Raw genomic sequence first — 24,843 nt, 5'->3', positions numbered from 1 at the left:
GTCTTTTTTATGCTTTAAAACTTAAGAGCTCTACGATTGGGATAAGGGGGCTACACAATAGCGAACCAATTATTTATACTTAGGTGCAAGTATCGATTCAATTCCAGTTGTTTATATGTAGCAAGTAATGAGCTGGGCGCGGGTACTGTTCAGTTTCCCAATAATACAAAAAGAGGCTGTCATGAAATGAAAAAAGGTACATTCAAAAAAACAAATGTACCTCTTGCTGTTAATCTATAAGGATTAGATGACTTTATAGCCCTGCACAATTAGAGATTTTACTGAATTAATCTTCGGGATTGGAGCGGAAGGGGGCGACTCCTACGGGATAGGTGGGTAGCTGAGACCCCACAGGAGCGCGTACTTTAGCGACGAGGAGGCTCAGCTGCCCGCCCCGTGGAAAGCGTCCCCCTGCAGCGGAAATCCCGGTGCAGTCACTTTTAGTTTTGCCGAATCCTCTTATTAAAGGGAATTAAGTTTATCTCAACAACTCTTCACACCTTATCCTTCGGCGTAAAGAGTTGCTTAAATGTATTCATCAAAGAAAAACCACCATCATCATTTTCTTCGTCGTTCCCATCATCGGAACTCTGCTCTTTTACAAAAATCTCTTCCTTATCTATCGCGTAATCATACGCTAAAACCAAACCAATATCCGTTGTTTGCTCTAAGTTTGTTACCATGGAATAAGTAACTCCAGCATCATTCGCCAGCTTAATGTAATCACTTAAATGACGATAATCCAAGTCGCCATTTAGGAAAAGAGTTGCTTTCTTGTTTGTCTTTAAAGCATCCTTCACTTCCATATAAATCTTTTCTTTACGGACTTGAGAAGTAGTTAGGGCGATAACGATTCTTTCTCGAATAGTTCCCAAAAACCTTCTGCGCTCATCTGGTTTTGTTTGTTTTTCCCCGTATATTCCATTCTGTACGTAGTCATCTACAGTTGGCTTTTTCACCTTCATCTTAACTCCTTTCATTGGATTTCTTTAAAGTAAAAGAGCAGGACCTAATAGGGCTCCTGCTCTTTTGTTTATGCACTATTCTCCACGAATGTTACGCTCCCGGAGTTTCTGTAAATAAAAGTACGCGTGCTGGAGATGCATCTACACCTTGAAGTCGAAGTGGCGCTGCTACCATAAAATAATTACCTGCAGGGACATCTTTTAAACGTAGTCCCTCCATAATAATAATTTCTTTTGACATTAGCGTTTTATGTGTAGGATGTCCTTCTTGCGCACGTTCAATACCAAGAGCATCAATTCCTACCCCAACTACACCTGCATCAGCTAACAGCTTTGCTGCAGTTTCATTTACATAGATAAAGTCGAAGTTAAAGTCTTCATCCCAAGAATTTTTTGTCTTGAATAAAACAAAATCTCCTTCGTTGAAAGACTCATCTTTTAAATCTTCAGCGGAAATTGCTTCTTCAACTGAAGTAACATCAATTACTTTTACAGGTCGAACTAATTGTTCAATTTTCACTGTTTCAATCGTATCTCCGTCAGTAATCATGTGCAATGGTGCATCTACATGCGTCCCAGTATGCACGTCTAAAGACAGGCGAGTTTCCGTTACATAGCCATTTGTAACTGTATCTAAGCTAGGTTGTTTCTCAGGTTTATTTTTATACACTGGCATTCCCGTGTAGATGGGTGCCGTTACATCAAAAAATTTCATCCTATTTCCTCCTTAACACTTGTCTACATCTAAATGATCGATTGGCCACCAGTGGAATCCATCATTAGAAAGAAGTTCATCTGCTTGTTTTGGACCCATAGACCCTGCTTCATAATTTGGGAAGGATGCAGGTGTAGAGGACCAGTATTCAGAGATCTTGTCCACAAATGCCCAAGATAGCGCAACTTCGTCCCAGTGTGTAAAGTTTGTTGCATCTCCACGCATGCAATCATATAGAAGCTTTTCATATGCTTCTGGAGTATTCATGCTATCGACAGAGTTGTTTGCAAAACTTAACTTCACTGGTTTGGTTTCGGTACTAGAACCATCTCGTTGCGCATTCAAATGAAGGGTAATTCCTTCATCTGGTTGAATATGAATAACCAATAGATTCGGCGATAATGGTTTTGTTGCACCGTAATACAGGTTCATTGGAATGTCTTTAAACTGTACCACGATTTTTGTTGACTTTGCAGCCATCCTTTTACCTGTACGAATGTAAAATGGAACTCCAGCCCAACGGAAATTATCGATTAAAATTTTTCCACCAACATATGTTTCTGTATTAGATTGCTCATCGACGTTTGGTTCTTCTCGGTATCCAACAACCTTTGTCTCGCCATTTACGCCACTTCCGTACTGACCTCTAACAAAGTATGTTGGTACCTCGTTTGCTTCCATTTGTCGCATTGCACGTAAAGCTTTAACCTTCTCGGAACGAATTTCGTCCGTCGTTAGCTTAATAGGTGGCTCCATTGCAAGTAGGGCAACCATCTGTAACATATGATTTTGCACCATATCGCGAAGAGCACCACTTTTTTCATAGTAACGCCCACGTTCTTCGACACCAAGTACTTCACTTGAAGTAACTTGAATATTTGAAATGAAACGATTGTTCCAAAGTGGTTCAAATAGAGCGTTAGCGAAACGAATTACCTCAATATTTTGCACCATTTGTTTTCCTAAATAATGGTCAATACGATAAATTTCATCTTCTTTAAATGCTTTTCTTAAACTTTCATTTAACTCTTGCGCGGATGGTAAATCATGTCCAAATGGCTTCTCGATTACTAAGCGCTTAAATCCAGCTGTATCTGTTAATCCTTCACCTTTTAAGTGGTGTGCAATTGTTCCAAAGAATTCTGGAGCCATCGCTAGATAGAAAATGCGGTTTCCTTCTAAACGATATTTTGTGTCTAGTTCACTCGCTAATTCTTTTAATTGTTGATAGGAAGCAGTGTCTGACACGTCGTGTGGTTGGTAATAAAAGTGTGAAGCAAAATCATCAATATCTTCATGACAGCCAACCGCATTTTCAATAGAATTTTTCACATGTTGAACAAATTCTTCGTTAGTCCATGGACGACGTGCCACACCAACGACAGCAAATTGGTCTGTAAGTTTCCCTTTTCGATATAAATGATAGAGAGAAGGGAAAAGCTTTCTCTTGGCTAAGTCTCCGGTAGCTCCGAAGATCATAATTAATGATACTTGTGTTTCTTGTTGACTCACGTGTAAGACCTCGCTTTTCTCTTCGTCTATGTAATTGTTACATACTAATTATTTTATTGGGTTTAACATTTCTACATCATTCTAGCGTTTTCGAGTCCTATACGCAAATGTATTGCTTAAAGAACTTCTAGTTTTGAAATATAATAATATTTATATTTCAAAAAGTATTGCGGTTTATTTAGGTTGGTCGTATGATGGATATAGAATGGGGGAATGAGATAGTGACTATTCATTTAAAAAACGTCTCCAAACGATACGGTGAAGGAGAACTAACCGTCAATGCGCTACATGATGTTAGTGTTGATATTCCAAAAGGGAAAATTACCGTGATATTAGGACCTTCTGGATCGGGTAAAAGTACATTATTAAACGTAATTGGTGGACTAGACACGATTAGCAATGGGGAATTGTCTGTTTTTCAGCAAAATATTACTCATTTAGATGAAAAGAAACTTACAAAATATCGCAAAGATTATGTAGGGTTTATCTTTCAATCGTATAATTTGCTTTCTATGTTAACAGTTAAAGAAAACATAGAAATTGGAAAAGAGTTAAGTTCATCACCTTTACAGCTGGATTACGTGCTGGAAAAAGTAGGAATGAAAGACAAAGCAGATAAATTTCCGCATGAGTTAAGTGGAGGGGAACAGCAAAGAGTGGCGATTGCACGGGCACTAGTGAAAAACCCTACTTTATTGTTATGTGATGAGCCAACTGGAGCATTAGATGAGGAAACGGGGAAAGCGGTGTTAGAGCTACTGCAAGATATTCAGCAGCAGGAGGGAACTACCGTCATTCTCATCACTCATAATCCAGGAATCGCGGCAATGGCAGAAGTTGTCATAAAAATGAAGAGTGGGAAGTTAGCTTCTTTTGAAGAAAATGCAAACCCAATCCCTGCCAAAGAGGTTAAATGGGTATGAAGTCATTACGTCGTGCTGTATTTCGTCAAATGAAACTGCAAAAAGCTTCTTTAATAGGAGCTTGGCTTTTATTGTTCTTAGGTGCATTTTTGTTTGTATTACTTTCTCATTCGTCGACTGTAGTGGAGGATAATTTTAAAACTTTCCGAGATACTTCTGATCAAGAAGATGTACATGTATTTATTTCTACTCCAATAGAGGAGCAGGATATTGCATCATTGCAGACAAATGAGATTTCTGTTGAACAAAGATTTACTCTAGATGCAGAAGTTGAAAATTTGGATAACAGTACTGTCCGTCTGTTTACTATCACAGAGAGAATCAATGTTCCATTTGTGCAAGAAGGACGTATGCCAAAGGATCCTCAAGAAGTTGCTTTATCCGATATGTTTGCGAATGAGCACGATATCAAACTAGGAGATACTATTCTACTAGGTAGTAATGAATTCCTTGTAGTAGGCCTAGTGTATGCACCAGATTATATCTTCCCACTTCGGAATGAGAACGATTTGATTAATGACCCTAAAGCATTCGGTCTAGGATATGTTTTGGAAGATAGTATGAGACTGTTACCTACTAAACCAGCTACTATGCTGGTTGCTAGAGTAGAAGATTCAGAAGGCTTAGCTATGTTTAAGTCTAAAGTAGAACAATTTACGCCAATCGTAAAAGAGTTACAGGCAGAGGACAATCCTCGAATTGGCTATATAGAAACAGAATTACAAGGCACAAAAGTGTTCAGTTATTTCTTCCCATTTCTTATTCTTGCACTATCTATAGCAATGGTGACAATGATGATTTCTAGGAGTTTAGTATCCCAAAAGAAACAATTAGGCACCTTGAGAGCATTAGGGGTAGGAAAGCGTGACATAATACTTGCCTATACCTCTATTCCATTTGTTTTAGGGGTAAGTAGTTCGTTTTTAGGGATACTTGGAGGGATAACACTTACGAAGCAAATGACACAATTATATACAACTTATTTTCACATACCAATTGTAACGGTTTTACCTAGTAATTGGTTTGATTTAGTTCTAATTTCCATTTTGCCAACCTTATTCCTTTGCGGTGTCTTCTTTATATATGGAAACCGTTTGTTACATCAGCCTGTTCTTGATTTATTACGAGGAGAATCCTCTTCTAAAAAACAGACATTTAAAAGTAGAAATGTTTTATCTTCTTTACCATTCTCCCTACGCTTTCGATTTCGTATTATTGAAAGTGGGATAGGTAGAGCAATCTTTTTATTCTTAAGTGTCATTTTTGCCACATTCCTATTATTAATAGGGTTATTTAGTATGAATGCTGTAGATGAGATGATGGATGCTTCATTCGGAAAAGAGAGTAAGTTTGAAGCGATGGTTTTCTATCAATCTATCCAACAATCCATTGATCATAAAGAGGCATTTTCTCTCTCTACCTTTTCCTTTAGTGTAGAGGAAGAAAATTTCAATGGCTCACTTTTCGGGGTAGAAAGTGATAATCGTCTTCTTACTTTAAAAAATGAAAAAGAGGAAGACTTGCTACGGTCCTTAGATAAAGGACTTGTGATTAATAAAGTAACAGCTGCAATAGCCGAGTTAGAGATTGGTGATGAATATACGATTGTACTAGGTAATGGTAAAAAGGTAACCGAACAGGTAGTGGGTATTGCTAACCTTTATAATGGTGTGGATGTATATACTACTAGGGATAAAGTTAATAGTTGGCTTGCTTTACCAAAGGGAAGTTATCTAGGTGAGTACAAAGAAACTTCCTCGAAAGTATCAGAAAATGTTCTTCAAGTTATTTCTAAAACAGATATGCAAAATGCTACGGATCAATCCATGGGAGCTACGAAAGGTTCTATCTACGTAATGTCGGCGGTGGCTTTTATTATCGGGGCTTTAATCATGTCGCTAATTGCTCGAATGATAATAGAAGAAAACAGTACGAGTATCTCATTATTAAAAGTGATGGGCTATGAACAAAGAGCGATATCTTCTATGTTGCTTGCTGGCTATTATCCGATTGTTCTACTGGCATTTATCGTCGCTGTTCCTTTGACTGTTTTTAGCTTAGAGAGTTTATTGTTAACACAAGTAAAGCAAACACAAATGATTTTTCCAATAACAGCAAAACCAATCTTCATTATAATTGGATTTGCAATTATTTCTCTTAGTTATGTTGTGTCTACTCAATTAGCCAAGAGGAGACTGAAGCATATTTCTCTTCAAGAAGTGTTGAAGAGGCAAGAGCGTTGATAGGCTCATCCAACATATTAGAAAAACAGGTGGCTCCTTTGGGAAGACCACCTGTTTTTCGGTACGTGGTAACTAGTTCGTTTTCTCTTAATGTTGTGATAAAATAGCGTGAATACGTTAGGAGGGGACAAGCTTGAAGCTACGATTTTTAGGAACCGGTGGAGGTGTACCATCAAAACTTCGTAATGTGACATCTATTGCTTTAGAAATGTTGCAAGAGCGAAAAGCAGTGTGGCTTTTTGATTGTGGAGAAGCGACACAGCACCAAATTTTACATACACCTATTCGTCCTCGCAGAATTGAAAAGATTTTTATTACGCATTTACATGGTGATCACATATACGGCTTACCAGGTTTATTAGGAAGTAGGTCATTTCAAGGTGGAGAAGGACCATTAACGGTGTATGGTCCTGTAGGTATAAAGCGATTTATTGATACAACATTATCGGTTAGTCAGACACATCTAAAATACCCTTTAAAAATAGTTGAAATAGAACAAGAAGGTGTTATTTTTGAGGATGAGCAAATAAAGGTTATAACTAAGTGGCTTGACCATGCTATACCCTCTCTAGGATTTCGTGTAGAGGAAAAAGACCGTGTTGGCACCTTAGACATGGAAAAAATCTCTTCTCTAGGCGTTAAGCCAGGCCCACACTTAAAAGATTTAAAACTTGGAAATGCTATAGAGTGGGATGGAATTATCATAGATCCAAGTGATGTGTTAGGAGAGCCGATAAAAGGTCGTGTCGCAACCATCTTAGGAGATACACGGGTGTGTAAGGGGAGTAAGGAATTAATGATCAATGCGGACGTTTGTGTTCATGAAGCAACTTTTTCCTCTGAGCAAACCAAAATGGCATTTGATTACTTTCATTCCACTACCACTCAGGCAGCATCTGCAGCAAAAGAAATGAATGTTAAGAAACTGCTTCTAACACATATCAGCTCTAGATTTTTACCATCTGAATGGAAAGACTTAGAGAAAGAAGCGAGAAGTATATTTGACAATTCTTTTGTCGTTTCTGATTTTGAGGAAGAAGAGGTATAAGTAAAGCGGTTTTCTATCTTTAGAATAGAAAACCGCTTATTTTAATATAGGGTCTAACCACTTTTGAAATAGGTAAATCAATACGGCTACAATTGTGGTAATAAGGAGAACATGTATTGAAGAGATTTCTTGTAACTCATAAATACCTAGGTACTCAAACCATGTACTTACTCCAAATGCAAGAAAACTGTCTACTAGTAAATTAGTTATGAAAAATAAAATTGCTTTATGGTATGTAAAATACATGATGATTAGTGTTCCTACAAGAAACAAACCATAAACAAATGGTGTAGTGTTAGAAAATATGAAAATATTCTCCTTAACTTTCCACCAATTTAAGGCATCTGCCATTTGAAAAACGATGCTTAGGACTAGTGCACCGAATATGGAAGCTGGCATGTAACGTTTTACGGCTTCCTTAGGTAAAGGGATAAGCAAAAACCACGGTGCTATTAGCAACGTCCACAGTAAATATTGATTGAACATGTAATCACCCTTTTCGTCAATTAGTAACATGATGCCCCTTAAGGCCTATTTCATGCATTTTCACAATGTTGAGGTGGTGAGACTTTTTATGGTATGGCGAGTTTACTTTGGGGAGACATCAAATGGTTGAGCCGGTCGTCAAAGTAGAGGGAGTACGTTTTGGAGAGCCACCGGAGAGCCGTGCCGGTCGTCAAATGGAGAGAAGTGCATTTCTGAGGACCACCGCAGTGCTAAGATGGTTGTCAAAATAGAAGGAAAGCATTATTGAGCACCGTCAGAAAATTGAGGAGGTCCTCAATTTGGCGGGAGTGCATGATAGAGGACCACCACTATGGTCATTCCACCCTCTGAGTTAACGTTTTATTTTTGTATACAGAAAAAAGGTACATTCGCATTACGCCAATGTACCTTTCCGTCATCTATCCTCGGTTTATTAGAAATTACTGCTTACCAACCTCGATCATATTGAACAGGTGCTTCTAATTCTACACCCAATTGCTTAGCAGCAGTACGAGGCCAATAAGGATCGCGCAGTAATTCTCTCGCTAAAAGAATTATGTCAGCACGGTCGTTTTGAAGAATTTCTTCTGCCTGTTCACCGCGAGTGATTAACCCAACAGCTCCTGTAGCAATAGTTGCTTCGTGCTTAATTTTTTCTGCTAACTGTACTTGGTAGCCAGGATATACATCAATTCTAGCAGGTGCCACAGCACCCGAGCTCACGTCGACTAAATCTACACCTTGATCCTTCATCCACTTACTGAACTCTACATAATCTTCGACGTCTAATCCTTCCGGTAAGTAGTCTTTTGCTGACACGCGGACAAATAACACACCGTCCCACACTTCTTTAACTGCTTCGATTACTTCTCGAAGAAGGCGATAACGATTTTCAGCGCTACCTCCATATTCATCTGTACGTTTATTGGAAACTGGAGATAAGAATTCGTTAATTAAGTATCCGTGAGCACCATGGATTTCCATTACTTCAAATCCAGCTTTGCTTGCTCTCACTGTTGCATCTTGGAATGCCTGCACAGTTTTCTTAATATCTTCTTTTGTCATTTCATTAGGTGTTTTGTAATCATTGCTAAACGGAATAGCAGATGGCGCAAAAATATCTCCATCAACCGTTGCTTTACGACCTGCATGTGCTAATTGGATACCTGGTACAGTTCCATGAGATTTAATTAAGCGTGCAAGTTCTGCTAAACCTTCCACATGTTCATCAGACCAGATTCCTAAATCTTTAGAAGAGATGCGACCTTCTGGTTGAACAGCTGTTGCTTCTAAAATAATTAAACCAACTTGCCCTACTGCACGAGATGCATAATGAACTTTATGCCAATCTTGCACTAGACCATCTTCGTCATGAGAAGAGTACATGCACATTGGAGCCATTGCAATACGGTTTTTAAACGTAACATTTTTTATTGTGTATGGTTCAAATAATTTTGCCGTCATTCTATTTCCTCCTCTGAAACTAACTTCTAACAGGGTTAGTATAACCCTCTACAAAATCAGACTCCAATTATTTGCTTGATTCACATGACAAATCAAGGAAAAAGGAGTAGACTTAGGTTAAAAATGAATGGTAATTCATTTCATAAGGAGTGAGCAAATGAAAAAAATTCAAGACAATCTATATCAAATTACCATCCCAACACCATTCGCCGTAGGGGATGTACATATTTACTTACTAGATGCACCTGTACCAACGCTTGTGGATGTAGGTCCTAATACGGATTTGGCAGAAGAGATTGTGCAAACAGAATTAGCTAAAGTTGGACTTAGCATCTCTGCTATTGAGCAAGTAGTCTTAACGCATCATCACCCAGACCATTCTGGGTTACTGGATCGCTTTCCTTCATCTACTACTGTCATTGCGCATCAGGACGGGGGGAGGTGGCTTCTTCATTCAGAGGAATTCCTTTTACACCATGACTCTTTTTTTGAACAACTTCTAAAACAAGTAGGACTCCCTACTATTCCACCAAAAGCAATAGAACGTTTTCGACAGCCGCTAGTCGTTGCTTGTACAAGGGCTATTGACCTTTCTATAGAAGAAGGTGATCGCTTACCAGGACTGCCTGAATGGGAAGTGTTAGGAACTCCTGGTCATGCAGAAGGTCATATTACGTTAATTCATTCCACTAGTCGTGTTGCTTTAGGCGGAGATGTGTTATTATCGCATATATCATCTAATCCGTTAGTAGAACCTCCGTTTGAAATAGGAGGGCAAAGACATAAACCTATCCTGCAGTATAATAATTCTTTAAAAAAATTGCATAAAGAAGCTTTATCAGCTGTCTGGAGTGGTCATGGCGACGTTGTTTCCAATCCATCTGAGCTCATTAAATTACGACTAACCAAACAACACGAGAGAGCAATGGCTGTTTTGACTTATTTACAAGAAACAAAGGAACCACAAACGTTATTTTCCATATGTAAATGGCTGTTTCCGTTGGCTTATAAAAGGGAATTTGGTTTAACGTTATCAGAAACGCTTGCGCAATTAGATTATTTGGAAGCGGAACAACTCGTTTCATCTACTATCGAAGAAAACGGATGGGTATATTATCGATGTAGAGAAGGTGTATCGGTTGGGTAATTCACGTATAAAAGGAAAACACATTGTCATTACAGGTGCTTCTAGTGGTATTGGGGCCAGAATGGCGTATTTGGCGGCAGAACAAGGAGCGAATGTATCCCTAGTTGCTCGTCGTTTAGAAGTACTAAAGGAACTTAAGGAGAAAATCGAAAAGGAGTTCCACGTACGCTGTGAAGTGTTTTCCTGCGATATAGCAAATCGCGAACAAATTAAAGCTGTTTTTAAAGAGATTCAATCCATCGCCCCGGTGGATGTTTTAGTAAACAATGCTGGTTTTGGGGTATTTGATTACGCTCATGAAGCAAAGGAAGAAGATGTTGAGGGGATGTTTGATGTAAATGTCCTTGGATTAATTGCTTGTACAAGTGAAGTGCTTCCTCAAATGATGAGACAGAAATCTGGTCATATCATTAATATTGCTTCTCAAGCAGGCAAAATGGCTACACCAAAATCCAGTGTGTATGCAGCAACAAAGCATGCTGTGCTCGGATATACGAATAGCTTGCGTATGGAGGTTTCCTCGCATGGCATTTTTGTTACTAGTGTAAATCCTGGTCCCATTGCAACAAATTTCTTTGAAGTAGCTGACCAATCAGGTTCTTATGTGAAAAATGTAGAGCGTTGGATGTTAAAACCAGATGATATTGCTACCCCAGTTATTGAATCTTTATTTAAATCGGTTCGAGAAATTAATCGTCCTCGTTGGATGAATGCAGCGGGAAAATTGTATCAAGTCATGCCAGGTCTAGTAGAAAAGCTTGGTGGAAAAGCGTTTTCTCAAAAATAACAAAAAGAGCTTAGCTACTTCGCTAAGCTCTTTTTGTTATTCAGCAGTTTTTAGAGAAACATCTTTCACCAAAGTAGAATTTTCTTCTTTTTCCTCTTTAATCTCATCAGTTAGATTCAACGCAGCGAGAATCGTTATGACAAGTAGACTTGCTGTACAGCCAACGAACAACCATTGAATAGGTACAATATCACTTAAGATACCAAACAATACCATCCCTAAAGGCATGATTCCCATCGCTAATGATTCTAAGACACCCATGACTCTCCCTAAATAAGCTGGATCTGTTTTTGTTTGTATATATAGTTGAATAGGCATGTTTGTTCTCATTACAAAGAATCCCATTAGTAAAAACTGAAGGACAAAAAATAGGATAATAAAAGATTTTGACATTGGTACAACCAATGGTATGGCAGGTCCGATGAAAAGGATACTCATGACAAACAGAGAATATCGCGTTGTTGCTAATGGATAAATTATTTTTAACGCAGGTGTTGCATGTAGTAATGCTGCTAGTAAAAAGCCAACTGCAAATGTACTTTCTAAAAAGCCAAACTGGAAAGCAGACAACTTAAGTTCTTTGACAGCTACAATCGGAAATAATACCTCTTGAGCAATAAAGAAGAAATTTAGAAAAGCAGCAGTAATGGACAAAACCCATAAAGGTCTATTTTTTTGTAAGTAACGAAACCCACTTTTTAGTTCTTCTTTCATTGGTGTCTTTTCTTCTTTTTTCACCTTTTTCACAAAGGATAACTTAGCTGCTAAGATAGCAGATATACCAAATAGAATACTGGAACTTATTAAGAAAAATGGTATTGGAACGATTAAAAATAGTGCTCCAGCAATGATTGGAGAGCCGATACTGGAACCTGAAGCAATACTTTGCATAAGTGAATTTGCTTTTTGTAATTGATCTTTTTCAATAAGAAGTGGGATAGAACTTGTTAGTGTGACAGATAAAAAGGTAGATAGGGTTGTTAATGTAAAACTTATGAGAAGAAATACTGGTAGGGTGAACTCGATGAAGATGCTGCTGATTCCTGCTACGAAAAAAAGAAGTGCACTTGAACTTTCCATGGATATAATTACTTTTCGCCTGTCTAAACGGTCTGCGTATACACCAGCGATAGGTGAGAGCAATACTCGTGGTAATGTCCCTGCTAGTAACACTAAAGCAAATTGTAGACCTGACTCAGAGTTCTTTAATACGGTTAATCCTGCTACAAATGTAAATAAACTAGAAGCGAATACCGATGCAAACTTTCCAATAAGCAATAACCACAAATTTGATTTCATAACATGTGCCCCTTTGCGAAAAAAGTTAAATATGATTTAATATTAGTATATGAGAAGATATTCCATTTGACAACTAAAAGTTCAATAAAATTTAACTTCTGAGGTGTGCCATGATTGGAGAACGCATAAAAGCCCTACGAAAAGAGCGCAAAATGACACAAACAGATCTAGCAGACGGAATTGTAACGAAGTCTATGTTAAGCATGATTGAAAATGGAAAAGCAGAGGCTTCCATGCGGAGTTTACGTGAAATTGCGGAGCGATTGGGTGTGCCTTTGCAAGCTTTATTAGTAAATCCAAAAGAAGACGAACTGCGAAAAATTGTGCAAGAAATTGAGGCTTTAGCGGATGCAAGCCGAGATGCCTACGAAGAGAAGTTGATCGATAAACTCCTATCGTACATGGAGGATGCACATGATTCTATCTGGAAAGCAAAAGCGATGATGATCGTATCTTTTTGCTACGCAGAGCTAAAAAATAGAGAGAAAGTTATCTTATACCTAGAACAAGCTATCATTCTGTTTGAACGTCTAGGGGAGAAAGATGAGCTGGCTATGGCTCGAATACTAGAAGCATATTACTTTTTACAGTGGAATCGTTACGAAGATGCCATGAGTAAAATTGAATTATTGTCACATTTGTCTGTAACAGGCACAAAGCCGAATACACGGATTGAGTTTTATATGCTGTTGGTTTTTAAAGAATTATTTTATGAAGACGATAGTACACTTGCTATGAAACATTTAGAAGAAGGTCTCGAATTTATGAAGAGCATCCACACATATTATAGAGCAGATGATTTTTATCGGTTGATTGCAAGTTTAGCGATGGATGAAGGGAATGTAGAGGCTTATAAAGAGGCTATTCATAAGGCTCGTCAGTTTGTTGAGTTCACAGAGGATGCTGCTTCTCGACTTCGTTTAGTTTTTACAGAAAGTTTAAACTCCATTGAACATCGTGATGCGAAAGCACTTAGAGAACAATATGCCTACGTTTCTTCTGTTCAGTTAAGTAGTCATTATGAAGTACCGAAATTGCTTATTCAAGGAGTCCTTCATGCTTTAGAAGGAAATACCGCAGAAGGATCCAATGTCTTTCATGAATTATGGACACAAAGAGAAAAATGGAGTGTGCACAGTCAACTAGATCAGATGGTGTACCTTGAGGGTTTGTTATTAGGAACAGAACTTAATTGTGGAGATGATTGGGTGGAGGAGATACAATCATTATCGGAAAAATTTCCAAACAACCGATATAAGAAACGACTGTTAAAACGTTTAGAAAAAATTAAGAAAGAGCAACGTTGATACTCATCATCGTTGCTCTTTTTTAATGTATCTTCATGATACGACTAATTTATTGGTAAGCTTCTCCATCCACACATCACGCTTATAGACAACAAAAACAAAATCCTGTCCATCTTTCGTGTGTACAACTAATCTATTAGGTAGCACCATGAAGGATTTCTTTGGAGTAACTCCTGTAATTTCACTCAGCGGAATTACAACATCCTCTTTTTGAACGTTAGCTGCATGAGCTTTATGGATCAATGCATCATTCGTCAAGTATAGTTTTCCACCTACAGCTTCTTTGCCTTTAAATACGTTTGCTAAACCGTCATAAACCGCAGTTTCTTTCATGTAGATCGCCTCCTCGCACTTCATTCTATCCTAACAAATGTAAGAAAAGGAAGACGTATTATATTCCTAGGACGGAAGTGATAAGTTACACCGTGATATATTCATACAACACATTTTGGATGTGGTCATAAATAGAGGTGGTTGGATCGGTCTCCATCTCTTCTTGTACTTTTTGGAGTAAATGGTTCAACTCATCTTTTGTAGCTACGTGATGATAGGCCTTTATTCGTTCTCTTATCATTTTTTCTACTAAACCACTGTCCACTTGGTTCACCTCTTTACTTTAGTATAAATTCTTCTTTGTGTTATGTCTAAACAATTACTAGGACGCTGGTGAAAATCTCCATTGAAATAGAACGTATATTCGCATAAGATAAAGTATATACTAGAACGTGCGTTCGCTACAAAGAGGAGGAGAGACAATGTCCGTTGATTACGCAAAATTACCTAATAAACAAATTCTGTGCGTAGATATGAAGAGTTTTTATGCCAGTTGTACAGCGGTGATGATGGGGTTAGATCCGATGGAAGCGTATATCGCAATTGTAGGTGACTTAGAACGAAAAGGAAGTGTCGTTTTGGCTGCTTCTCCTCGGATGAAAGAAGAGTTCGGGATTAAAACGGGTGCAAGACTTTTTGATATTCCAGATGATCCAAAGATACAATTGATTGAGCCGAAAATGGCAACGTACCTTCGTATTTCTACAGAAATTACTCAGTTGTTTCATCGATACGTACCGAAAGAATCCATTCATACGTATAGCGTTGACGAAAGTTTTCTAGAACTAGATGGCACGAATGAGCTTTGGAAAGGTGATGCGAAGGAAATTGCTTGGCGTATAAAAGATGAGATAGAGCGAGAATTCCAATTGCCATGTGCTATTGGAATCGGTCCAAATATGTTGATGGCAAAACTGTGTCTAGATTTAGAAGCCAAAAAACATGGCGTAGCGGAATGGACGTATGAAGATGTGCCAACAAAGCTATGGCCAGTTTCACCTCTTAGTAAAATGTGGGGAATTGGTTCAAGAGTAGAGAAAAAACTTCAACGACTAGGAATATATACAGTGGGCCAATTAGCACGATACGATTTAGAACGGTTAGAATCTACGTTTGGTATTATGGGGAATCAGCTGTATTATCATGCGTGGGGAGTAGATTTATCAGAGCTTGGTGCACCGATTTTAGAGGGGCAAATTAGCTTCGGTAAAAGTCAGATCTTACTTCGAGATTATGACGACCCTTCCGAAGTAAAGCATGTCATTTTAGAGATGTGTGAAGAAGTAGCTAGGCGCGCGCGACAGCATAGAAAAGCGGGACGGACCATCAGTCTTGGGATTGGATACAGTCATACAGAATTTGGTGGAGGGTTTTATCGATCACGTTCGATTGATGAACCGACAAATGTCACGATGGAGTTATATCGTGTGTGCTTAGAACTGTTTGAAGAAAATTTTGTTCCCAAAACGGTGAGGAAAATTTCTATTGCCTTGTCCTCTATTGTGGAAGACTCGTGCATCCAGCTAAATTTATTTGAACCGAAAAAAGAACAACAACGAGCCTTAGGGTACGTAGTCGATGGAATTAGAACGAAATATGGTTCTGGATCTCTGTTGAGGGCTGTTTCGTATACGAAAGCAGGAACAGCTAACTACAGAGCGAAATTAGTGGGCGGTCATAAAGCGTAGGAGGTGTAGATAAATGATACGAGATCGAGGTCGAATTAAATGGACATCCATGATGCTTCCGGAACATGTGAAGATATTACGTGAACAACAAATGCGTCAAAATGAGCAAAAACAACCAGAACTAGATATGCATATGTGGGAAGAGTTGAACGAACGATTGCAAGAAGCGTTAGATGGTCAACAACTTGTAACGCTCACTTACTTTGAAGGTGGATATTTTCAAGAGGTAATAGGAGTTGTTAGAAAGGTAGATATGTTACAGAGAGTATTGATGTTAGAGGGTAAAACAGAAACAAGAAAAGTATCCATGGAAAAAGTCACGAATTTAGAATTGGTGGATAAGTGAGGCTTTAAGAAGATACTGACTCGTCAAACTCCTCTGGGGGAGCAAAATCATCGTGAAGAAGAGAATAAGGAACGTTTAAATCCATCTTAGCCACTTTAGAAAATAGCAAGAAAAAGTCCCGCACTTCCATCGCGGGACTTCTCTGTATTAATAAGAATTAGGCTAGCCATTTATAAAAAAGTCTTTCGAGAAAATGTAGAAGGTTGAAGTCGTCTTAACACCTCGATTAAAATACGAATGATAATTAATGTAAACGTCACACTGACAAAAGTATAAAGAACGTTCCATCTACGCCACTCTAATAGATTGGTGTAACGTTGTAAAACCCACTGAGCACCGCTCATTGGAATACTCCAAGTTAAACTCTTCCAAAGGACACCAGTGACAGAATCTTTGTAGCACTGACGAATCCAAAGCACACTACAAAGAGGGAAAAATAACATATCAAAAACGATGTTCGTTTTAAAAACGTCAGGGAATGGACGAACAGGATAAGCAATGCGCTTCGAGTTGACTACATATGCATCTAATAAAGTAGAGACAACTCCTTTAGAAAAGAAAACAACAAATAATTCATACATATTACGACGTTTGAACAAAAAAGGAGCAGCAGCACAACATGCCAGAATTAACCCTTTAAGTAAAATCTTGTCCATTCAGCACACCCTATCTTTTTATTCTACTATTTGATTTAAGCAGGGTATTTATGCATCTAAGTATGGGAAAAAGAAAAGGAACTGCGCTTATTAAAGCAATCCAGTTCCTTTTTGTAAACTATTCTTGCGCTTCCACACGAACGCATGACTCAAAGTTTCCTTTGTGAGAAGCGTCGCAATAAGGCATTTTTTGTGATTGTCCACAGCGGCATAGAGAGAAAGCTGGTTTCGCTGGGTATAAATTTCCTTCTGCATCTACTAAATCAACATCACCTGTGACACGGAATCCACCGTTATCCATTACTTTAATCGTTACTTTTGACATAATCATCCTCCTCATGTAATTCCTTCCCCATATCTTATCCTAGTTACTTTGAGCAAAAATAACAAGACTTTCGACAGAATATGTTAAAATCTAAATAGAAATGGAGGGAGTACGATGAAAGTAACGATTACATCGAGAGCGAAAGAAGAGCTGACTAAGCGCAAACCGGATGGAGACGTATTGCTGAAATTGCATTATGATACAGAAGGATGCGGGTGTGTAGTCAGCGGAATCCCTACGTTAAGGTATATCCCATCGGAAGAAAAAGAGATAGATGACCATATCACGTTGGCAACGAACGACGGAGATATTATTGTAGAGAAAACAAAATTAATTTTTTATGATGAAGAGGTAGTAATTGATTTTAGTGAGAGCGCAAGAACGTTCCAATTAAAGAACGATAGCCAAATCTTAAATCCGAGAATGGCGCTTCGTGTGTAACGAAAGAGGCTTGGACAAAACCCAAAAGTGACTGCACAGGGATTTCCGCTGCAGGGGGACGCTTTCCACTACGAAAAGCGAAAGGCGCGCGTTCAGCCGCGGCAGAAAAGTTTGGAAGACCGAGGAGGCAGCTCTTCAGCCACCGGAGGGCTTTTGGACTTTTCAGAGCGGTTGCGCACCTGAAGCTAGACACCACACCTTTCCCGTAGGAGTCGCCCCTCCCGCTACAATCCCAAAGATATATTCTGTAAACGCACTAATTCCGCATTATTATAAAATTAAATACAACACAAAAAAGGTACATTCGTTTCTTCGAAAAGTACCTTTTTTGTTTTGCCCCAGCTTTTTTTAGATCGAAAAAGGTAATTAACTAGTTACTTAGTGTCGTAAACCATTTCATCCAAGAAACTCTTCACCACTTCTTGATATGCTTCTTTATTTTCATTTAACCCTTGTGCATGCAATCCATTTTTCAACACCGATAACTTCTTAGCTCCTTGTTTCTTATGATATAAAGCAATTGTTGCAGAAGCAGGGATGTAGTCATCTTTTTCTGTGGTAATAAATAAAACAGGTTTTTGGATACGGTCTACTGTGTCGATAGGGGCACTATCATACATAGAATAACCTGCTCGACGATATAGAACAGAGTCAATGACTGGCATTAACACGTGTAATGGAAGTTTAGATTCGGTTTTCATCCGTTCTGCAACTTGGTCGGCGAAACTAGCAAACGGGCAGTCGGCGACATAAAAATCAACAGCATCTTCTACCTGACTTGCGTAAAGAAGTGTCGTCACTGCACCCATCGATTCACCGTGAATCCCTATTAGTGCATCTTCTCCAAATGTTTTTTTAGTCTCCGCTACTACTGCCGCTAAGTCACGTTTTTCATAAACACCATAACTAGTCGACTCTCCACCAGAATCACCGTGCCTACGATGATCGTAGAGAACAGCGTTAAATCCAAGTTCACGAAATATGTCCATATATTTAATAGAATTCCATTTGTTTTCCGAAACTCCGTGAGAAAAGATCATTACTTTTTTTGAATCTGGATAAGGAGTAATAAACCAAGAATGAATGGAATAGCCGAACGGAGAAGGGATGTCTTTTTCTACTAACGGTAACTGAGAAAAGACATCTTGGTCTAGCCGTTTAGCAGAAATTTCGCGATCTATAACAAGAGAAAGTTCTTTCTTTTTATAATATAATAGCCTGTTTGAAACATGATGTGCTACTCCATATGTGGCAGCAGTTGTTGCTGCTACAGAAGCAGCTCCAAGCCATTTTACCCATGATTTCATTTCAGCACTCTCCTTTACTTATACGTACTATCTATGCCCAAATAGTACCATAAAAAGGGAGGGGAAAGCACGTGAAAACTATTCATATGCAGTGATAGAAAAGGGGCCGAGTTTAGCATAAGTTGTTGGATTAGGTCGTCTTAACACTGGTGCAACAATTCGATACGCAGCGGATAAACCTTCTAAGGATATGCCAGTCTTCATACCTAAGTCATCCAAAAAACTAACTACTTCTTCCGTTGCAACATTACCAGTAGCACCTGGAGCAAATGGACAGCCACCTAATTCTCCAATGGAAGTATCAAAACGTCTAACACCACTTTCCAACGCAGCAAAAACATTTGCTAGACCTCTTTTTCTCGTATCATGAAAGTGAGCGGTCAGGAGAACATTTGGAAATGTTTGTTGAAGTTTATGAAATAAAGATTGAACTTGTTTAGGGTTAGCCATTCCAATAGTATCTGCAATAGATAATTCATCTACACCAGCCTCTATATAGGGTATACAGAAGTCGACAACTTGATTTTCATCCATTTTTCCTTCAAAAGGACAATAAAAAGCAGTAGAAACACAAAGTCTGGAAAAACGGTCTTGATTTTTTACTTGTGCAATTAACCTTGGGATTAAATGAAGAGAATCGGTGTGAGTCATGCCGATATTCTTTAGTTGAAAGGAAGAAGAAGCTCCAACAAAAAAAGCTGGTGTAACATGACTAGATACTGCCAATGCACGCTCCAATCCTTTTTCATTCGGAACTAATACGTAATCTCTTTTTGTAAAGGGGTGGCAAGCAATATCTTCAGCATCACTCATCTGCGGAACTCTTTTGGGAGAGACAAACGAAGTGATTTCCATTTCATTACACCCGGCATCAGCAAGCTTTTGTAAAAACGTTAATTTAACATCCGTCGGTACCCAATTACGTTCGTTCTGTAATCCGTCTCGAGCGCCCACTTCAATGATGGTTACGTGATCATCCTGCATCCTACACTCATCCTTTCCGATTTTGTACGGTAATCTATATGTATGGAAAAAGAGAGCTAAGTAGAAGCATTTTCACGTATAAATAGGCATGATATACTAGGTGAGAGAAAGGAAGTTGGTAAGATGGCAAAGAAAAAAGGAACAAACCCAGTACCTAAAAAGCAAGAAAAAGAAACACTCACATTAGGTGATTTGTTAGGGAAAGAATTAAAAGATAAGTTATCCAATACAAAACAACAATTAAAAGTAGATGAGCAAAAGAGATTAGAAGCGGAAGAGAAGAGAAGAATAGAGGAGCAAAAAAGAAGAGAAAAAAACAAGTCTTTTGAAGAGCTTCTATCAGAATCAAGTATGAATTGGAAAGAATTTAAATAACAATATTTAGGCTGAAATTCATAGAGAAGTGACTGCAGCGAGTGATTGCTGCAGTCATTTATTTTCCTATTCCTATATACGGTGTGCCTCATATTTATAGAAAGGTAAAAGCGACTTCAATTCTTTCAGTTGCTCTTTTGTTAAAGGCGTTGAATGAAATGCTTTCACTGTTTCGGTGATTTGTTCTGGGCTGCTTGCACCAACCACCACAGATGCCACAGGATTATGTGCTAAGTTGTACTGGAGAGCCAACTCCTCTAGGGTATAACCATTCTCCATACCCCACTCACGAACTTTTTCAACGGTCCTAATGACCTCTTCTCCCGGCATTCCATTGTAACCTTTTGCTCTAATCATTTCTTTCTTTTTAGCAAAACCACTTTCGGTTAAAATCCCTTTCGCAACTGGACCTCTAGTAACAACGGAAATTCGGTTACTATCTAACAAAGGATAAGCTTGTTCCTCTGGTCGTTGATCTAGCATACTATGCTGGATCATCACACTAGCAATAGAAGAGTGTTTGGTAAAGTAATTAATGACAGTAGGTCGGATCGAAGAGATTCCATATTCTTGTATGAAACATTCTTGTTTTAATTCTTCAAATGCCTCTATCACTTCATCAAGTGGATCATCCATGGTGCCACCGTGCAATTGATACAGATCTATTTTATCTACTTTTAGACGAGCTAAACTACTTTTTACTTGTTCTTTTATGTATTTTTTACTAGGATCCCATGTCCATCCTTCTTCGCCAGGAGTAAATCGATTCCCTACTTTTGTTGCAAGAATGATGTCATTTCCGACTGATTTTAGGAATTCTCCGACAATCTCTTCATTTACACCTTGATCATAAAGATCTGCAGTATCAAAATATCGGATACCTTGGTCATAAGCAGTTTCTAAAATCTTTTTTGCTTGCCTTTTATCTGTTCCAATAGACATACAGCCAAATCCGACAGCTGTTACAAAAAGATTAGAAGAACCAAGTTTTCTCGTTTCCATATTTCATCATCCTTTCTCTTTCTATTACAATACCTCTTTTTCTGTAACTATCCAAATATGATACACTGAAAACAAAAAAGGTGAGGGACTAAGATGAAAAAACACCAATTGGAAGAAACCACAATAGCGTCTAAATCAATCTACAAGGGGAGAATTATTTCTCTTCAAGTTGATGAAGTGAATTTACCTAACGGAAAAACGTCTACTAGAGAAATTATTAAGCACCCTGGAGCTGTTGCTGTAATTCCAGTAACAAACGAAGGGAAAATCATCATGGTTGAACAATATCGCAAGGCCATGGAAAAAGCGCTGGTGGAAATCCCAGCAGGAAAATTAGAAAAAGGCGAAGATCCATTAGAAACAGCCAAAAGAGAATTAGAAGAAGAAACGGGTTTGCAAGCAGGCCAAATGACTAAAATTATTTCCTTCTATACATCCCCTGGGTTTGCAGATGAACTAGTTTACGTATATTTAGCAACAGATTTGACAACTCCTGAAAAACGTTTGGAGGTAGATGAAGACGAATTTGTCGAAGTGTTAGAGCTTTCTATCGAGGAAGCAAAGAAATTAGTGGAAGAGGAACGTATTCATGATGCCAAGACAGCTTATGCGATTCAGTACTTGGAATTATTACAACTAAAACAAAAGTAAATCTAGTAATACTTCTCTCAATTGGCTCATAGAGTAGATATATAGCCAAGTCGGGGAGGTAGAAAGATGAAGCGTCGACAACAGTCTACTATTTTACAAGATCATATACATACATATGCTTCTATTTATGTATTCGTTTCTATATTATTTTTAATGGGAGTTTTATTTGGAGCATTTATGGTCAATAATCTTTCTTTAGTACAAAAAGAAGACTTATTTACCTATCTAACACAATTTTTTGGAGATATGACGGAAGGGAATATTGCTAGTTCTCAAGAATTATTCCAACAAAGTTTCTTCCATAATAATAAATTCTTAGGAATTATGTGGCTTTTAGGTATTTCTATCATTGGCTTACCAATTCTATTTATATTACTTTTTCTAAAAGGAGTAGTAGTAGGGTTTTCCGTTGGGTTTTTGGTAAATCAAATGAAATGGAATGGTTTTTTACTATCTTTTGTTTCTGTTCTACCTCAAAATTTACTAATCATTCCTTTATTTATCTTTGTAACGGTAATGGCAACTAGTTTTTCCCTAATGCTTATTAGAACCATATTTATTAAACAACGAACGAGTCAACCGATTGGGCCATGGATAGTGCGTTATCTAGGCGTTTTGGTTTTAGCTGTTGTAGTAATCACTTGTTCATCAGGTATTGAAGCATATGTATCACCATATCTAATGAAAATAGTCCTCCTTACTTCTCCTTAATGAGAAGTGAGGAGGATTTTTTATTACGTGACCAGTAACAACTCCTCGTAGACCACGTGATGAAGCCAGCACTTAGAGGAGTCTCTTTATCTAGTGAATGTCTTAGTATACTTGATGTTTACCTTTCTACTGTCACGAGAAATACACTATAAATTACACAGTAAATATACAAAGCAAAACATTTGATTATCATATAATAATAATTATAATATGATTATAAATACAAACTCCTATTTATAATGATTTTATTTTGCAAACAATGTAGCATTTGATATAATGAGAAAGATATTAGCGAGGGAGGGACGCTTGATGGAAGAGCGAATTGAGAGAATAAAAAAGCAGCTGCATGCAGCAAGCTACAAGCTCACTCCTCAGCGTGAAGCAACCGTACGTGTGTTGTTGGAGCGTGAAGACGATCATCTGAGTGCAGAAGATGTATATCTTTTAGTAAAAGAAAAAGCACCAGAAATTGGACTAGCAACCGTTTATCGAACATTAGAATTGTTAACGGAGCTAAAAATAGTCGATAAAATTAACTTTGGAGACGGTGTATCCCGATTCGATTTACGTCAAGAGGGAGTAGCGCATTTCCACCATCATTTAGTGTGTATTGAATGTGGAGCAGTAGATGAGATAAAAGAGGATCTACTTGGTGACGTAGAACAAATTGTCGAACGAGACTGGAACTTTAAAATTAAAGATCACCGCTTAACTTTCCATGGTATTTGTCATCGTTGTCATGATGTAGATGAGAAGGAAAACGAAGCGGAATGAACCATTTAAGCTAACTAGAGATAGTTGGCTTTTTGTTTTGTCTACTGTTTATAAGCAAAAATTTTATGTATAGAATCAAACAAGCTTGTCATATTCTTTAGTAGGAAAGAAAAAGGAGGAGTCATCTAATGACCTTCGTGAGAATGCTTTGGAGAATGACAAAAGTATTTATTTTATTTACAGCATGCACGTTGTTTTTCTACTATGGTATGATGTGGATAAACGACGAGTATCGTGAAATACATCGTTATGATGAACCAGAAGGAACAGCCATTAAAGTAAATGGAGAAATTGACTCATCATATGACTGGATGGAACGATTGCTTCTTTTTTACCAGGAAGGTGAATAATGCATGAAAGACCAATTGCTAGACTTTATCCACTTCTTAAAAGTGGAAAAACAGTTGGCAACTAATACAATAGTTTCTTATAAACGTGACTTAGAAAGTTATCTTCACTATTTAACACAAGTAGAAGGAATAAGCGAGATTGATTCTATCCAAAGGGCTCAACTTGTTCATTATATGGGATTCCTAAAGGATAGTGGTAAATCTAGTAGGACCATTGCACGTCAACTTGCTTCTATCCGAAACTTTCACCAATTCCTTATACGAGATGGCGTAACGAAAAATGACCCTACCTTACATATTGAGACTCCACAGTTAGAACGAACGTTACCCAAAGTATTAAACTTAGAGGAAGTGGAAGCACTTTTAGCAACCCCTAAAAGTACCACGCCAATAGGGCTTCGTGATAAAGCGATGTTAGAGACTTTGTACGCTACTGGAATTCGAGTAAGTGAACTAATATCCTTGAAATTAGAAGATGTCCATTTGTCTATGGGCTTTGTTCGATGTGTTGGAAAAGGAAACAAAGAACGAATAATACCAATCGGAAAAACCGCAATATCTGTTATGAAAGAGTATTTAGAGCATGGGCGTCCAAAATTACGCAAACCAAAGCATGCAAAAGAAGAGGCACTATTCTTGAATATGTATGGTTCTTCTATGTCCAGACAAGGGTTTTGGAAAATGCTAAAAAAACTAGCAAAAGAAGCAAGTATACAAAAAGAGATTACCCCACATACGTTAAGGCATTCGTTTGCAACACATCTTTTGGAAAACGGTGCTGACCTAAGAGCAGTTCAAGAAATGCTGGGGCATGCAGATATTTCAACAACGCAGATTTACACACACGTTACTAAAACTAGATTAACAGATGTATATAAACAATTTCATCCAAGAGCGTGACCTTAAAGAAAAAATAGTTATTCTGAAAATTCATAGTAGAAAAAAATCGGCATTTTATGTCGATTTTTGTTGTTTTTTTATGTCTATTGACTTTACAATATAGA

Annotated in this window: 28 protein-coding genes; 15 read left to right on the top strand and 13 right to left on the bottom strand. The window is 38.0% G+C overall.

Annotated elements, in window-relative coordinates; all coding sequences use genetic code 11:
* Nucleotides 1-494 precede the first annotated feature (494 nt).
* The 3 genes from G8O30_RS07345 to zwf all read right to left on the bottom strand — a co-directional run bounded on the left by G8O30_RS07345 (nucleotide 495) and on the right by zwf (nucleotide 3,192).
* Nucleotides 495-965: a YueI family protein gene (locus G8O30_RS07345; RefSeq protein WP_239674323.1), complete on the bottom strand. Its 471-nt coding sequence runs from the start codon at nucleotides 963-965 to the stop codon at nucleotides 495-497.
* A 91-nt stretch (nucleotides 966-1,056) separates the two neighbouring features.
* Nucleotides 1,057-1,680: a cyclase family protein gene (locus tag G8O30_RS07340; RefSeq protein WP_239674322.1), complete on the bottom strand. Its 624-nt coding sequence runs from the start codon at nucleotides 1,678-1,680 to the stop codon at nucleotides 1,057-1,059.
* Nucleotides 1,681-1,692: 12 nt separating this feature from the next.
* Nucleotides 1,693-3,192 (bottom strand): glucose-6-phosphate dehydrogenase, encoded by a 1,500-nt coding sequence (zwf, locus tag G8O30_RS07335; RefSeq protein ID WP_239674321.1) that lies wholly within the window; start codon nucleotides 3,190-3,192, stop codon nucleotides 1,693-1,695.
* Between the two features lie 191 nt (nucleotides 3,193-3,383).
* On the opposite strand from zwf, the gene G8O30_RS07330 reads away from it, so the two are divergent.
* The 3 genes from G8O30_RS07330 to rnz all read left to right on the top strand — a co-directional run bounded on the left by G8O30_RS07330 (nucleotide 3,384) and on the right by rnz (nucleotide 7,406).
* Nucleotides 3,384-4,115 carry an ABC transporter ATP-binding protein gene (locus G8O30_RS07330; RefSeq protein WP_239674320.1) on the top strand — a complete coding sequence of 244 codons (732 nt, stop codon included), beginning with the start codon at nucleotides 3,384-3,386 and terminating at the stop codon, nucleotides 4,113-4,115.
* A complete protein-coding gene (locus G8O30_RS07325; RefSeq protein WP_239674319.1) occupies nucleotides 4,112-6,358 on the top strand; it encodes an ABC transporter permease in 2,247 nt (748 codons plus the stop codon). Before G8O30_RS07330 ends, G8O30_RS07325 begins: the two co-directional genes overlap by 4 nt.
* 133 nt (nucleotides 6,359-6,491) lie before the next feature.
* The gene (rnz, locus tag G8O30_RS07320) at nucleotides 6,492-7,406 is read left to right on the top strand and encodes a ribonuclease Z (RefSeq protein ID WP_239674318.1); all 915 of its coding nucleotides are present in this window, start codon (nucleotides 6,492-6,494) and stop codon (nucleotides 7,404-7,406) included.
* 36 nt (nucleotides 7,407-7,442) lie between these two features.
* Here the strand turns inward: rnz and G8O30_RS07315 are convergent, their stop codons facing one another.
* Nucleotides 7,443-7,922 (bottom strand): hypothetical protein, encoded by a 480-nt coding sequence (locus tag G8O30_RS07315; protein ID WP_239674317.1) that lies wholly within the window; start codon nucleotides 7,920-7,922, stop codon nucleotides 7,443-7,445.
* 417 nt (nucleotides 7,923-8,339) lie between these two features.
* The gene (gene namA / locus G8O30_RS07310; protein WP_239674316.1) at nucleotides 8,340-9,356 is read right to left on the bottom strand and encodes an NADPH dehydrogenase NamA; all 1,017 of its coding nucleotides are present in this window, start codon (nucleotides 9,354-9,356) and stop codon (nucleotides 8,340-8,342) included.
* 157 nt (nucleotides 9,357-9,513) lie between these two features.
* Here namA and G8O30_RS07305 point away from each other — a divergent pair, with 157 nt between their 5' ends.
* Both G8O30_RS07305 and G8O30_RS07300 read left to right on the top strand, forming a co-directional pair.
* Entirely contained in the window at nucleotides 9,514-10,503 is a 990-nt protein-coding gene (locus G8O30_RS07305) for an MBL fold metallo-hydrolase (protein WP_239674315.1), read from the top strand.
* On the top strand, nucleotides 10,496-11,290 hold the full coding sequence (locus G8O30_RS07300) for an SDR family NAD(P)-dependent oxidoreductase (protein WP_239674314.1): 795 nt from the start codon (nucleotides 10,496-10,498) through the stop codon (nucleotides 11,288-11,290). The genes G8O30_RS07305 and G8O30_RS07300 overlap by 8 nt, the downstream gene beginning before the upstream one ends.
* 36 nt (nucleotides 11,291-11,326) lie before the next feature.
* Here G8O30_RS07300 and G8O30_RS07295 read toward each other — a convergent pair whose 3' ends face one another.
* Nucleotides 11,327-12,589: an MFS transporter gene (locus G8O30_RS07295; RefSeq protein WP_239674313.1), complete on the bottom strand. Its 1,263-nt coding sequence runs from the start codon at nucleotides 12,587-12,589 to the stop codon at nucleotides 11,327-11,329.
* Nucleotides 12,590-12,699: 110 nt separating this feature from the next.
* Between G8O30_RS07295 and G8O30_RS07290 the strand changes: the two genes are divergently transcribed.
* Nucleotides 12,700-13,896, top strand: coding sequence for a helix-turn-helix domain-containing protein (locus tag G8O30_RS07290; protein WP_239674312.1), 1,197 nt, complete (start codon nucleotides 12,700-12,702; stop codon nucleotides 13,894-13,896).
* A 33-nt stretch (nucleotides 13,897-13,929) separates the two neighbouring features.
* On the opposite strand, the gene G8O30_RS07285 is transcribed toward G8O30_RS07290, so the two are convergent.
* Nucleotides 13,930-14,229 carry a GRAM domain-containing protein gene (locus tag G8O30_RS07285; protein ID WP_239674311.1) on the bottom strand — a complete coding sequence of 100 codons (300 nt, stop codon included), beginning with the start codon at nucleotides 14,227-14,229 and terminating at the stop codon, nucleotides 13,930-13,932.
* An 85-nt stretch (nucleotides 14,230-14,314) separates the two neighbouring features.
* On the bottom strand, nucleotides 14,315-14,494 hold the full coding sequence (locus tag G8O30_RS07280; RefSeq protein ID WP_239674310.1) for a YqzH family protein: 180 nt from the start codon (nucleotides 14,492-14,494) through the stop codon (nucleotides 14,315-14,317).
* 157 nt (nucleotides 14,495-14,651) lie between these two features.
* Here G8O30_RS07280 and G8O30_RS07275 point away from each other — a divergent pair, with 157 nt between their 5' ends.
* Complete coding sequence (locus G8O30_RS07275; RefSeq protein WP_239674309.1) at nucleotides 14,652-15,917, top strand: Y-family DNA polymerase; 1,266 nt, start codon at nucleotides 14,652-14,654, stop codon at nucleotides 15,915-15,917.
* Nucleotides 15,918-15,930: 13 nt separating this feature from the next.
* Complete coding sequence (locus G8O30_RS07270) at nucleotides 15,931-16,263, top strand: YolD-like family protein (RefSeq protein ID WP_239674308.1); 333 nt, start codon at nucleotides 15,931-15,933, stop codon at nucleotides 16,261-16,263.
* A 170-nt stretch (nucleotides 16,264-16,433) separates the two neighbouring features.
* On the opposite strand, the gene G8O30_RS07265 is transcribed toward G8O30_RS07270, so the two are convergent.
* Nucleotides 16,434-16,919 (bottom strand): CBO0543 family protein, encoded by a 486-nt coding sequence (locus G8O30_RS07265; RefSeq protein ID WP_239674307.1) that lies wholly within the window; start codon nucleotides 16,917-16,919, stop codon nucleotides 16,434-16,436.
* Nucleotides 16,920-17,037: 118 nt separating this feature from the next.
* The gene (locus tag G8O30_RS07260; RefSeq protein WP_239674306.1) at nucleotides 17,038-17,244 is read right to left on the bottom strand and encodes a CDGSH iron-sulfur domain-containing protein; all 207 of its coding nucleotides are present in this window, start codon (nucleotides 17,242-17,244) and stop codon (nucleotides 17,038-17,040) included.
* A gap of 114 nt (nucleotides 17,245-17,358) precedes the next feature.
* Between G8O30_RS07260 and G8O30_RS07255 the strand changes: the two genes are divergently transcribed.
* Nucleotides 17,359-17,685 (top strand): iron-sulfur cluster biosynthesis family protein, encoded by a 327-nt coding sequence (locus tag G8O30_RS07255; RefSeq protein ID WP_239674305.1) that lies wholly within the window; start codon nucleotides 17,359-17,361, stop codon nucleotides 17,683-17,685.
* A 374-nt stretch (nucleotides 17,686-18,059) separates the two neighbouring features.
* Here the strand turns inward: G8O30_RS07255 and G8O30_RS07250 are convergent, their stop codons facing one another.
* Nucleotides 18,060-18,992, bottom strand: coding sequence for an alpha/beta hydrolase (locus G8O30_RS07250; protein WP_239674304.1), 933 nt, complete (start codon nucleotides 18,990-18,992; stop codon nucleotides 18,060-18,062).
* 78 nt (nucleotides 18,993-19,070) lie between these two features.
* The gene (locus tag G8O30_RS07245) at nucleotides 19,071-19,976 is read right to left on the bottom strand and encodes a hydroxymethylglutaryl-CoA lyase (protein WP_239674303.1); all 906 of its coding nucleotides are present in this window, start codon (nucleotides 19,974-19,976) and stop codon (nucleotides 19,071-19,073) included.
* 123 nt (nucleotides 19,977-20,099) lie between these two features.
* On the opposite strand from G8O30_RS07245, the gene G8O30_RS07240 reads away from it, so the two are divergent.
* On the top strand, nucleotides 20,100-20,351 hold the full coding sequence (locus tag G8O30_RS07240; protein WP_239674302.1) for a YqkE family protein: 252 nt from the start codon (nucleotides 20,100-20,102) through the stop codon (nucleotides 20,349-20,351).
* Nucleotides 20,352-20,423: 72 nt separating this feature from the next.
* Here G8O30_RS07240 and G8O30_RS07235 read toward each other — a convergent pair whose 3' ends face one another.
* Nucleotides 20,424-21,353, bottom strand: coding sequence for an aldo/keto reductase (locus G8O30_RS07235; RefSeq protein ID WP_239674301.1), 930 nt, complete (start codon nucleotides 21,351-21,353; stop codon nucleotides 20,424-20,426).
* 93 nt (nucleotides 21,354-21,446) lie between these two features.
* Here G8O30_RS07235 and G8O30_RS07230 point away from each other — a divergent pair, with 93 nt between their 5' ends.
* The 5 genes from G8O30_RS07230 (at nucleotide 21,447) to xerD (ending at nucleotide 24,739) form a co-directional block, all read left to right on the top strand.
* Nucleotides 21,447-22,004, top strand: coding sequence for an NUDIX hydrolase (locus G8O30_RS07230; protein ID WP_239674300.1), 558 nt, complete (start codon nucleotides 21,447-21,449; stop codon nucleotides 22,002-22,004).
* Between the two features lie 66 nt (nucleotides 22,005-22,070).
* Nucleotides 22,071-22,715: a stage II sporulation protein M gene (gene spoIIM / locus G8O30_RS07225; protein WP_239674299.1), complete on the top strand. Its 645-nt coding sequence runs from the start codon at nucleotides 22,071-22,073 to the stop codon at nucleotides 22,713-22,715.
* A 309-nt stretch (nucleotides 22,716-23,024) separates the two neighbouring features.
* Nucleotides 23,025-23,489 (top strand): ferric iron uptake transcriptional regulator, encoded by a 465-nt coding sequence (fur, locus tag G8O30_RS07220; protein WP_239674298.1) that lies wholly within the window; start codon nucleotides 23,025-23,027, stop codon nucleotides 23,487-23,489.
* 137 nt (nucleotides 23,490-23,626) lie between these two features.
* The gene (locus G8O30_RS07215; protein WP_239674517.1) at nucleotides 23,627-23,839 is read left to right on the top strand and encodes a YqzK family protein; all 213 of its coding nucleotides are present in this window, start codon (nucleotides 23,627-23,629) and stop codon (nucleotides 23,837-23,839) included.
* 3 nt (nucleotides 23,840-23,842) lie between these two features.
* Nucleotides 23,843-24,739, top strand: coding sequence for a site-specific tyrosine recombinase XerD (gene xerD, locus G8O30_RS07210; protein ID WP_239674297.1), 897 nt, complete (start codon nucleotides 23,843-23,845; stop codon nucleotides 24,737-24,739).
* Nucleotides 24,740-24,843 lie beyond the last annotated feature (104 nt).

Source organism: Mangrovibacillus cuniculi, from assembly GCF_015482585.1.
Taxonomy (GTDB): domain Bacteria; phylum Bacillota; class Bacilli; order Bacillales; family R1DC41; genus Mangrovibacillus; species Mangrovibacillus cuniculi.
Note: the sequence above shows the minus strand (reverse complement) of the source record. Positions and strands in the feature narration are given on the sequence as shown.

Excerpts from the sequence above, each read along its gene's own strand:
- G8O30_RS07345 (WP_239674323.1), bottom strand. The coding sequence starts at position 965 with ATGAAGGTGAAAAAGCCAACTGTAGATGACTACGTACAGAATGGAATA.
- G8O30_RS07340 (WP_239674322.1), bottom strand. The coding sequence starts at position 1,680 with ATGAAATTTTTTGATGTAACGGCACCCATCTACACGGGAATGCCAGTG.
- G8O30_RS07330 (WP_239674320.1), top strand. The coding sequence starts at position 3,384 with ATGATGGATATAGAATGGGGGAATGAGATAGTGACTATTCATTTAAAA.
- G8O30_RS07325 (WP_239674319.1), top strand. The coding sequence starts at position 4,112 with ATGAAGTCATTACGTCGTGCTGTATTTCGTCAAATGAAACTGCAAAAA.
- G8O30_RS07315 (WP_239674317.1), bottom strand. The coding sequence starts at position 7,922 with ATGTTACTAATTGACGAAAAGGGTGATTACATGTTCAATCAATATTTA.
- namA (WP_239674316.1), bottom strand. The coding sequence starts at position 9,356 with ATGACGGCAAAATTATTTGAACCATACACAATAAAAAATGTTACGTTT.
- G8O30_RS07305 (WP_239674315.1), top strand. The coding sequence starts at position 9,514 with ATGAAAAAAATTCAAGACAATCTATATCAAATTACCATCCCAACACCA.
- G8O30_RS07295 (WP_239674313.1), bottom strand. The coding sequence starts at position 12,589 with ATGAAATCAAATTTGTGGTTATTGCTTATTGGAAAGTTTGCATCGGTA.
- G8O30_RS07290 (WP_239674312.1), top strand. The coding sequence starts at position 12,700 with ATGATTGGAGAACGCATAAAAGCCCTACGAAAAGAGCGCAAAATGACA.
- G8O30_RS07285 (WP_239674311.1), bottom strand. The coding sequence starts at position 14,229 with ATGAAAGAAACTGCGGTTTATGACGGTTTAGCAAACGTATTTAAAGGC.
- G8O30_RS07275 (WP_239674309.1), top strand. The coding sequence starts at position 14,652 with ATGTCCGTTGATTACGCAAAATTACCTAATAAACAAATTCTGTGCGTA.
- G8O30_RS07270 (WP_239674308.1), top strand. The coding sequence starts at position 15,931 with ATGATACGAGATCGAGGTCGAATTAAATGGACATCCATGATGCTTCCG.
- G8O30_RS07265 (WP_239674307.1), bottom strand. The coding sequence starts at position 16,919 with ATGGACAAGATTTTACTTAAAGGGTTAATTCTGGCATGTTGTGCTGCT.
- G8O30_RS07260 (WP_239674306.1), bottom strand. The coding sequence starts at position 17,244 with ATGTCAAAAGTAACGATTAAAGTAATGGATAACGGTGGATTCCGTGTC.
- G8O30_RS07255 (WP_239674305.1), top strand. The coding sequence starts at position 17,359 with ATGAAAGTAACGATTACATCGAGAGCGAAAGAAGAGCTGACTAAGCGC.
- G8O30_RS07250 (WP_239674304.1), bottom strand. The coding sequence starts at position 18,992 with ATGAAATCATGGGTAAAATGGCTTGGAGCTGCTTCTGTAGCAGCAACA.
- G8O30_RS07245 (WP_239674303.1), bottom strand. The coding sequence starts at position 19,976 with ATGCAGGATGATCACGTAACCATCATTGAAGTGGGCGCTCGAGACGGA.
- G8O30_RS07240 (WP_239674302.1), top strand. The coding sequence starts at position 20,100 with ATGGCAAAGAAAAAAGGAACAAACCCAGTACCTAAAAAGCAAGAAAAA.
- G8O30_RS07235 (WP_239674301.1), bottom strand. The coding sequence starts at position 21,353 with ATGGAAACGAGAAAACTTGGTTCTTCTAATCTTTTTGTAACAGCTGTC.
- G8O30_RS07230 (WP_239674300.1), top strand. The coding sequence starts at position 21,447 with ATGAAAAAACACCAATTGGAAGAAACCACAATAGCGTCTAAATCAATC.
- spoIIM (WP_239674299.1), top strand. The coding sequence starts at position 22,071 with ATGAAGCGTCGACAACAGTCTACTATTTTACAAGATCATATACATACA.
- fur (WP_239674298.1), top strand. The coding sequence starts at position 23,025 with ATGGAAGAGCGAATTGAGAGAATAAAAAAGCAGCTGCATGCAGCAAGC.
- xerD (WP_239674297.1), top strand. The coding sequence starts at position 23,843 with ATGAAAGACCAATTGCTAGACTTTATCCACTTCTTAAAAGTGGAAAAA.